This is a genomic window from Streptomyces sp. NPDC088400 (assembly GCF_044753355.1).
Taxonomy (GTDB): Bacteria; Actinomycetota; Actinomycetes; order Streptomycetales; family Streptomycetaceae; genus Streptomyces.
This window is the reverse complement of sequence record NZ_JBIVMZ010000031.1, coordinates 1-8,795: the sequence shown is the minus strand read 5'-3', so window position 1 is coordinate 8,795 and position 8,795 is coordinate 1. Positions and strand designations below refer to the sequence as shown.

Annotated in this window: 9 protein-coding genes; 5 read left to right on the top strand and 4 right to left on the bottom strand. The window is 68.9% G+C overall.

The genetic code is table 11. The features are described from left to right. The 4 genes from ACIQD6_RS36130 to ACIQD6_RS36115 all read right to left on the bottom strand — a co-directional run. The coding region (locus ACIQD6_RS36130) for an aldehyde dehydrogenase family protein (RefSeq protein ID WP_401891315.1) at positions 1–223 on the bottom strand (223 nt) is incomplete at its 3' end. Between the two features lie 520 nt (positions 224–743). Next, a complete protein-coding gene (locus ACIQD6_RS36125) occupies positions 744–1,406 on the bottom strand; it encodes a DedA family protein (protein WP_401891312.1) in 663 nt (220 codons plus the stop codon). A gap of 143 nt (positions 1,407–1,549) precedes the next feature. Then, complete coding sequence (locus ACIQD6_RS36120; RefSeq protein WP_401891309.1) at positions 1,550–3,016, bottom strand: MFS transporter; 1,467 nt, start codon at positions 3,014–3,016, stop codon at positions 1,550–1,552. A 150-nt stretch (positions 3,017–3,166) separates the two neighbouring features. Further along, on the bottom strand, positions 3,167–3,778 hold the full coding sequence (locus ACIQD6_RS36115; RefSeq protein WP_401891307.1) for a TetR/AcrR family transcriptional regulator: 612 nt from the start codon (positions 3,776–3,778) through the stop codon (positions 3,167–3,169). A 103-nt stretch (positions 3,779–3,881) separates the two neighbouring features. Between ACIQD6_RS36115 and ACIQD6_RS36110 the strand changes: the two genes are divergently transcribed. The 5 genes from ACIQD6_RS36110 to ACIQD6_RS36090 are packed head-to-tail and all read left to right on the top strand — an operon-like array spanning position 3,882 to position 8,703. Beyond that, entirely contained in the window at positions 3,882–4,079 is a 198-nt protein-coding gene (locus ACIQD6_RS36110) for a ferredoxin (RefSeq protein WP_401891304.1), read from the top strand. Then, positions 4,076–5,290 carry an NAD(P)/FAD-dependent oxidoreductase gene (locus ACIQD6_RS36105; RefSeq protein ID WP_401891301.1) on the top strand — a complete coding sequence of 405 codons (1,215 nt, stop codon included), beginning with the start codon at positions 4,076–4,078 and terminating at the stop codon, positions 5,288–5,290. The genes ACIQD6_RS36110 and ACIQD6_RS36105 overlap by 4 nt, the downstream gene beginning before the upstream one ends. A 17-nt stretch (positions 5,291–5,307) precedes the next feature. Continuing rightward, positions 5,308–6,522, top strand: a complete 1,215-nt coding sequence (locus ACIQD6_RS36100) for a cytochrome P450 (protein ID WP_401891299.1) — start codon at positions 5,308–5,310, stop codon at positions 6,520–6,522. A gap of 25 nt (positions 6,523–6,547) precedes the next feature. Beyond that, positions 6,548–7,741, top strand: coding sequence for a cytochrome P450 (locus ACIQD6_RS36095; protein ID WP_401891296.1), 1,194 nt, complete (start codon positions 6,548–6,550; stop codon positions 7,739–7,741). Beyond that, positions 7,738–8,703, top strand: coding sequence for an SDR family NAD(P)-dependent oxidoreductase (locus ACIQD6_RS36090; protein ID WP_401891293.1), 966 nt, complete (start codon positions 7,738–7,740; stop codon positions 8,701–8,703). Before ACIQD6_RS36095 ends, ACIQD6_RS36090 begins: the two co-directional genes overlap by 4 nt. The last annotated feature ends 92 nt before the right edge of the window (positions 8,704–8,795 follow it).

The window sequence follows — 8,795 nt, the reverse complement described above, 5'->3', positions numbered from 1 at the left end:
CGCGGAAGAACAGCTTCGCCTTCTCCGCCGGCGGCAGAGCGGCCCAGGCGGGGAACGCATCGGCTGCGGCCTGAATGGCGATACGGGCTTCCTCCGCTCCCGCATCGGCGACGCGCGCGAAGACCTCACCGGTGTAGGGCTCATAGTCCTCGAAGACCGCACCACCCTTCGCTTCGCGCCACTGACCACCGGCGTAGTACTTGCTCACGGGTACATCGGACATGGCTGTCGCCCCTCAGAAATAATTTGCTTGCGTCGGCAATTACAATTCCCTTCCTGACTCCTGTCAAGCCGGGCGGGCCGGTAGAAGGCCCGACAGGAAGGCGGAGACGGCCGCGCGAACAGCCCGTCCTCAGTCGGTGACTATCGGCCGGCCAACCTGTGCGGGTCCGGTGCTGTTCGACCGGGCGGTGGAGAGTCTGCGCTCCCAGGGCTTCTCGATGTCCGTCGAGGTCGGCCCGCATCCGACGCCTCCACCGTAGGGTCGCCCGATCATGTCCAGACCCCTACCACGCAAGGCGTCTCCGTTCCAAGCACGCAGGGGACGGACCTGGACGCCACGCCCCGGACGATCCTGATCAGCCCAGGAAGCTCAACCGGACCTGACGGTTCGTATTGTCGACGTTCGTGTCCACCAACCTCCGTTAAGACAACCGCCAAGGTACCCAATCGCGCCTTTCGCTGAACACCGATGCGATCACAGGCAAAGAGACACCGCCGCGTTCGAGCGCATCCCATGGCGCTCAGCCCGCTGACTCGCCCTCCGGGTCCAAGTCCGGATCGCGAGGTGACCTGTCCCCCGTGGCCCTCCTCGCCTTGGCCTTCCCACGAACCACGGCGAAGATCACGACGATGGCCACCAGCAACGCGACGACGATGAAGATCACACCGCCGATGCTTTTCACGCCCGCGACCACTCCGATGCCGAACAGAATGGGCAGTGCCGATGCGCAGGCCGCGCCCGCCGACACTGCGGGCAGGAACAAGCGGTACGACATGCCTGCCGCGCCGGCCACCGCGGGCACGAAGCTCCGGACGAACGGAGTCAACCGTCCGACGAACACCGCCCACATGCCGTGCTTTCGCAGCATGCGCGTGGCCCTGTCCCAGCGCTCCGCACCGTGCCTCTGGACGAGCCTGGTCTCGCGCAACGCCGGCCCCAAGCGGCGGCCGATCTCAAAACCGATCACGTTGCCCACCACAGAGCAGATCGTTGCCACCACCCACAGGACCAGAAAATCCGCAACCGAGCCGACGGTGGCCGAGGCGATCAGCAGGGCCGCCTCGCCCGGGATGACAAACCCGAGGCCGACGATTGCCTCGCCGACGACCAGCATCCCCGTTGCCCCCAGCAACGCGGGATCCGGCAGCTCTTGCAGCCAATCCAGCACATTGGAAAACGCCATGAGCGACACCCCTTGGGCGGATCATCGAATTAAGTGTCAGTATGCTGCCATTTTCATTGGGCCGCATCGGGGTTCCCTCTGAGATCAACCCCGATGCCTGCCATCAGTCGCCGGATCGCGGCCGGGCAAAGGAGTCGGCCGCGTCACCGTCCCCCGTGGGCCGCCGCAGCCGGTTCCACAAGTACGGGTCCGGGTCCGGGCGCGCGATGGCGGTACGGGACGGCGAGTGCGGCGGTGATCGCCAGCAGGCAGATCGCGCCGGAGACCGCGAACGAGATCGGGAAGGCGTCCACCGTGGGCAGTGGGGCGCCGGGCGGGGTGTTGGCGGCGAGGATCGCGGTGGCAACGGCGGTGCCGATCGAGCCGCCGACCGAGCGGAGGGTCTGGTTGACGCTGTTGGCGACGCTGGTCCGGCCCGGTTCCACACCGCTGTTGAGCAGGATGGGCATGGCGCCCATGGACAGGCCGAGCCCGAGGCCGAGCAGACCGGTGCCGACGAAGAAGTGCCAGTGCTCGGTGTGGAAAAGCAGCAGGAACGCGAACGTGGCCGCTGCGACGACGGTGCCGATGCACATGGGCCATTTCGGACCGAGGCGGCGGACCAGCAGTGACACGGCGGTGGACGCGATGAGGGTGCCGGAGGTCAGGGGCAGCAGGGTCAGGCCCGCACCGAGCGCGTCGGCGTCGAAGCCGTAGCCGAACCGGCTCGGGGTCTGCACGAACTGGATGACCAGGATGAACGCTCCGTACATGCCCGCACCGACAAGGAACGCCGTGAGGTTGGTGCCGAGCACGACGGGTCTGCGCATCATCGACATGTCCAGCAGTGGTTTACGGACGCGGCGCTCAACGAAGCAACACGCCACCAGCAGCACCAGCCCACCCGCGAACAGGCCCAGCACCGTCATCGAACCCCAGCCCCACCTCGGGCCGCGGTTGATGGCGAGCACGAGGCACGCGAGCCCGCCACCGAGGGTCACCATGCCCCAGAGGTCGATATGGAATCCGGTCGCGCGCTCCGGGAGCCGGACCAACACCGCGACACCGAGCAAGCCGAGCGACGTCGCGGCCGCGGATATCCAGAACATGCCCTGCGGCGTGACACCGGCCTTCGCCAGGAATCCGGCGATCAGCAGCCCGGCGCCCGCACCGATCCCGGTGAGGGCACTGAGCAGCGAGAGGCTGGAGGGTACCCGTTCGGGCGGGAAGACCGACCGCACGATGCCGATGGCCAGAGGCATCGCCGCGAACCCCGTGCCTTGCAGCACACGCCCCACCAGTACCCACGCAAAGGTGGGAGCCACGGCCACCAGCACCGAGCCGAGGGTGACGAAGCCGAGCGTGATCATCAGGACCCGCTTACGGCCCAGCGAATCACCGAGCGATCCCAGAAACGGCGTGAACACAGCCGCCGACAGCAGGTTCACCGTGACCACCCAGGACACGTCGGCCATCGAGACGCCCAGCGACTCCGCCTGTCCCGCCATGATCGGCATGACCATGGTCTGCATCACCACGACGGTGAACGTCGAGAGCGCGAGCACCAGCAACACCGCCCACGGCGGCGTGCTGGACCGGCGAGCGCGCGCCGAGGTGTCGGTTTCGGGCATGCCGAACTCCCAGATGTAGTCGATCGACGACTTCGAGCCTCAGTCGCGCGGACGGGCAGGGCGACGGCTTGCTGCATCCGCGGGGTGATCTTTGCCGTCAGGGGTGGTCAGGGACGGACGGGGGGCGAGGCGATCAGGTTGACGAGCCGCTCAGGCGGGACGTTTCTCCGGAGCGGCCACGGGCGGCAGAGGGTTCGCCGTGGCGGGTGACAGGCCTTCGAGGACGAGGGCGAGGTAGCGCCGCCAGCCGTCGCTCTCGGGGGCCATGTTCCAGAGCGTGCTGAAGAGCATGCCCATGATCCTCGGCAGATCGGCGGGAACGAGGTCGGCGCGGATGAGACCGGCCTCCTGGGCGCGGTGCAGGAGACCGGTCAGCGTCTCGTAGAACACGGTGGAGACGTCGGCGGGCAGGGAGCCGACCATCCGTGCGGCGGCGAAGGTGTTGTGCTCGCGGTCCGCCAGCGACATGGCCGCGTCGATCAGGTTCACGAGCCCGTCTCGCGGATTTTCGTCGTCGAGCGCCCCTTCGATGGCGGGCGCGAGGTCCTCGGAGATGCTCTGGCCGAGCACCGCCCGCACCAGGTCCGCCTTGTTCGGGAAGTGGCGGTAGAGCGTCCTGATACCCACCCCCGCATGCCGGGCGATGTCCTCAAGTGAAGCGTCCGGACCTGTTTCCGCGAAGACCACACGTGCCGCACGCAGGATCCGGTCTGCGTTGCGCACGGCGTCGGCCCGTGGGTGCCGCTCGGTGTCAGTAATCACCACGACAGACTAGCAAACGGCAGCACACTGCCACTTGTGTTAGCGTCGCCCCCGGAAACAAAACGGCAGGGGACTGCCATTTGATGCGCGTGGAGGAAGCCTGATGAAGGTGAGCGTTGCCGCCGACAAGTGCGTCGCCGCCGGGCAGTGCGTGTTGCTCGCGCCGGAGGTCTTCGACCAGCGCGAGGAGGACGGTGTCGTGGTGCTGTTGGACGAGGCACCCGTACCTGAGCTGCACGACGCGGTCCGTGAGTCGGCGCTGGTGTGCCCTGCCGCGGCCATCCACCTGGCCGAGTCGTGAAACGGGCCGTCGGCCGGATCGTGATCGTCGGTGCCTCGGCCGGCGGTCTGGCGACGGCGGAGGCGCTGCGCCGGGCCGGACACGAGGGCGTGATCACGCTGGTCGGTGACGAACCGGAGCTGCCCTACGACCGCCCGCCACTGTCCAAACAGTTGCTGCGCGGACAGTGGGAGCCGACCGCCCTCGCCCTCCGCTCGACCACCGAACTGGACGCGATGGAGCTTGAGTTGCGGCTCGGCGCTCCGGCGACCGGACTGGACACGAGCCGGCAGGTGGTGACACTGGCCGACGGTGCCGACGTGGAGTACGACACCCTGGTCGTCGCGACGGGTGTTCGGCCCCGTCGCCTCCCCGGCACCGACGGCGTCGCCGGGGTGCACGTGCTGCGCACCCTGGCGGACGCGTTGGCATTGCGGGCAGGCCTGCGACCGGGACGCCGCCTCGTGATCGTCGGTGCCGGGTTCGTCGGTGCCGAAGTCGCCGCCACCGCCCGTGCCCTCGGGGTGACGGTGACATTGCTGGAGTCGGGCCCGGTACCGCTGGCCCCGGCCGTCGGCGAGGAGGCCGGCCGCTTCCTCACCGGCCTGCACACCGACCACGGCGTCACGGTGCGCACGCGCGCCGCCGTCACCGGTATCCGCCACACGAGCGGCCGGGCGACCGGTGTGCGACTGGCCGACGGCACCGTGGTGCCGGCCGATGACGTGCTGGTGGCCATCGGTTCGCTGCCCAACACGCAATGGCTGGCCGACAGCGGCCTCACCGTCCACAACGGATTGGTGTGTGACGAGTACGGCGCCGCCGCGCCCGGTGTGTACGGGGTCGGCGACGTGGCCCGCTGGTACAACCCGCTGTTCGGTGTGTCCATACGCGTCGAGCACCGCACCCACGCCGCCGGGCAGGGCGTGGCCGTCGCACGCGGCCTGACCGACCCGAGCCGACGGCGGCCGTTCGCCGAGGTGCCGTACTTCTGGTCCGACCAGTACGACACGAAATTCCAGGCCTACGGTCATCTCCGCGACCACGACGAAGCGCTCGTCCTGAACAGCGATCTCGCCGGGCGCCAACTCCTTGTCGCCTACCGCAAAGACGACCGGCTCGTCGGCGTACTGGCCGCCGGCATGTCACCCAGGACCCTGCGCGCCTGGCGCGCCCTCATCGCGGCCGGATCCCCGTGGACCGCCGCCCTCACCGCGACGACCGCCGCATGACCCACAGGAGGATTCTCATGGGCACAGCGACCAACCCGAACGACACCGATCTACCGGTCTTCCCTGGCGAGCGCGCCGCCCGCTGCCCGTTCAACCCGCCCGCCGAGTACGCGCGGTGGCGCGAGGAGGAAGGCCTGCGCCAGGTCAACTGGAACGGCCACACGGTGTGGGCGGTCAGCCGGTACGAGGACATCAAAACCGCCATGACCGACCCGCGGATCAGCGCGCAGGCCCTCGCCCTGCAGAGCAACGGTGCCCACGAGGGCCCCGACGCACCGGACATCTTCCCGCGCATGGACGACCCCGGACACGCCCGGCTGCGCCGTATGCTCACCAAGGACTTCACGGTCAGGCGGGTCGACGCGATGCGCCCCCGGATCGAGGAAATGGCGAACGGCTTCATCGACAAGATGGTCGCCAAGGGTTCGCCGGCCGACCTGGTTCCCGACTACGCGCTGCCGATCCCGTCGCTGGTGATCTCCCTGCTGCTCGGCGTCCCGTACACCGACCACGACTTCTTCCAGAAGATCACCGCCACCGTGATGAACATGAACGTCCCGCGGGAGGAGAAGGCCCAAGCATCCAGGGAGTTCTTCGGCTACATGCTGGAGCTGGTGGCGCGCAAGGAACGCGAGCCCGGCGACGACCTCATCAGCCGCCTCGTCCGCGAGCACGTCCAGACCGGAGAGCTGCGGCGCGAGTCCGCCGCGATGAACGGGGTCATCCTGCTCAACGCCGGCCACGAGACCACGGCCAACATGATCTCCCTGGCCACGGTGGCCCTGCTGGAGAACCCGGACATGGCCTCCGCGCTCCGTGACACCGACGACCCGAAGGCGATCGCGAACGCCGTCGAGGAACTGCTGCGCTACCTGACCATCGTGCACAGTCTCGTCGCCCGCGTGGCCAAGGAGGACGTCGAGATCGGCGGCCGGCTCATCAAGGCGGGCGAAGGGCTGATCATGAATCTGCCTGCCGGTAACTGGGATCCGGACTTCACCGACCGGCCCGACACGCTCGACATCGACCGCTCCGCACGCGGACACCTCGCGTTCGGCTACGGCGTGCACCAGTGCCTGGGCCAGACCCTCGCCCGCGCCGAACTCCAGATCGCCCTGCCCACCCTGCTGCGCAGGCTCCCCGGACTGCGGCTCGCGGTGCCGATCGAGGAGATCCGGTTCAGAAACGACATGAGCATCTACGGCGTCCACGAGCTGCCCGTCACCTGGTGAACCAGCGACCACAAGGGGTACGACCATGACCACCGAACAGCCCAGGACTTATCCGTTTGAGTCCCACGAGCTGGAAGTGGACCCGCGCTACGCGGCACTGCGCCGCGAGGAGCCGCTGTGCCGGGTCCAGCTGCCCTACGGCGAACCCGCGTGGCTCGCCACCCGCTACGACGACGTCAAGGCCGTGCTGAGCGACCCGCGGTTCAGCCGCGCGGCCGCCGTCGGCCGCGACCAGCCCCGCAGCCGGCCCTACCCGTCCGGCGCCGGCACCATGATCAGCCTCGACCCGCCGGACCACACCCGGTTGCGCAGGCTGGCGACCAAGGCGTTCACCGCCCGCCGGATCGAGGCTCTGCGGCCCCGCGCGCAGCAGATCGCCGACGAACTCGTCGACGCGATGCTTGCCAAGGGCGCGCCCGCGGAACTGGTCGAGGACTTCGCCCTGCCGCTGCCGATCACGGTGATCTGCGAGCTGCTCGGCGTACCGTTCGAGGACCGGGTCACATTCCGGCTCTGGTCGGACGCGTTCCTGTCCACCACCAAGTTCACCCTCGACGAGGTGGCAGAGCACCGGACCCGGCTGCGGACCTACATCGCCGGCCTGATCGCACAGCGGCGGGACGCCCCGAGGGACGACCTGCTGACGGCGCTCGTCGCCGCCCGTGACGACAAGGACCGGCTGTCCGAGGAGGAACTCCTGTCGATGGCGGAGACGATCCTCGTCGCCGGGCACGAGACCACCGCCTCCCAGATCCCGAACTTCCTCTACACCCTGTTCACTCACCCCGACCAGCTCGCGGCCCTGCGCGCCGACCTCGACCTCGTGCCGCGGGCCGTTGAGGAACTGCTCCGGTTCGTGCCGCTCGGCGGCGGGGGCTCGCAACCGAGGTACGCACTCGCGGACGTCGAACTGGGCGGAGTGACCGTACGCGCCGGCGAGCCCGTGATCGTCGCCGCACAGTCCGCGAACCGGGACGAGTCGATTTACACCAGCCCCGACGAGCTGGATCTGAGCCGCCATGAGACATCCCACGTGGGCTTCGGACACGGGCCGCACCACTGCCTCGGCGCCTCCCTCGCGCGGATGGAGCTGCAGGTCGCTCTCCGCACCCTCCTGGTGCGGCTGCCCGGACTGCGGCCCGCCGGTGACGTTGTGTGGAAGGCAGGGGTGGCCACCCGCGGGCCGGAGCGGATGCCGATCACCTGGGGGGCCTCATGACGGACCTCAGGTTCGACGGCAGAGTGGCCGTCGTGACCGGCGCCGGCGGCGGGCTCGGCCGCCACCACGCGCTGCTGCTCGCATCCCGCGGCGCGAAAGTCGTGGTCAACGACATCGGCGGGTCGGTCACCGGTACCGGTCATGACACCGGGCCCCCCGAGGCCGTCGCCCGCGAGATCCGCGACCAGGGCGGCGAGGCGGTCGCGGACACCCACAGCGTCACCACTCCCGACGGCGGTGAGGCGATCGTCCGTACCGCGCTCGATACGTACGGCCGCATCGACATCCTCGTCAACAACGCGGGGATCCTGCGCGACACTCCGTTCCACGCCCTGACTCCGGAACTGCTCGATCCGGTCATCGACGTGCACCTTCGAGGAGCGTTCCACGTGACCGCACCGGCGTGGCACGCCATGCGGGAGCAGGGATACGGACGCGTGGTCAACACCACCTCGGCCGCCGGAGTACTGGGTACCGCGGGGAAGAGCAACTACGGGGCGGCCAAGGCCGGTCTGGTCGGCCTCACCCGGGTCCTCGCCCAGGAAGGCGCCCAGCACGGCATCAAGGTCAACGCCCTCGTTCCGATCGCCGCCACCCGTATGCTCACCCACTCCATGGGCGAGGCCGACGGCCGGCGCCTCGATGCCGCCGCACAGGCCATGATGCAGGCCGTCACCGACAAGCTCGACCCCGCACTGGTGTCACCGGTGGTCGCGTTCCTCGCCCACGAGGACTGTCCGGTCAGCGGTGAGACCTACACCGCCGGTGCCGGGCAGGTCGCCAGATTCTTCACCGGCAGAACCCTCGGCTACTACCACTCCGCACTGTCCATCGAGGACGTACGCGACCACCTGGCCGAGATCCGCGACGAGACCGGGCACACCACGCCCGCGGATCCGGGCGAGGAAATCGCCGGGCTGCTACGGGCCATCGCCGCCAACCCGGAACACGTGGGCGAGTAAGAGGTCATCTCATTTGGTGAGTCTGCGGTAGCAGATGAGGGTGCAGGCGATGCTGGTGAAGGCCAGGAAGTGCTCGGCTTTGCGTTCGTAGC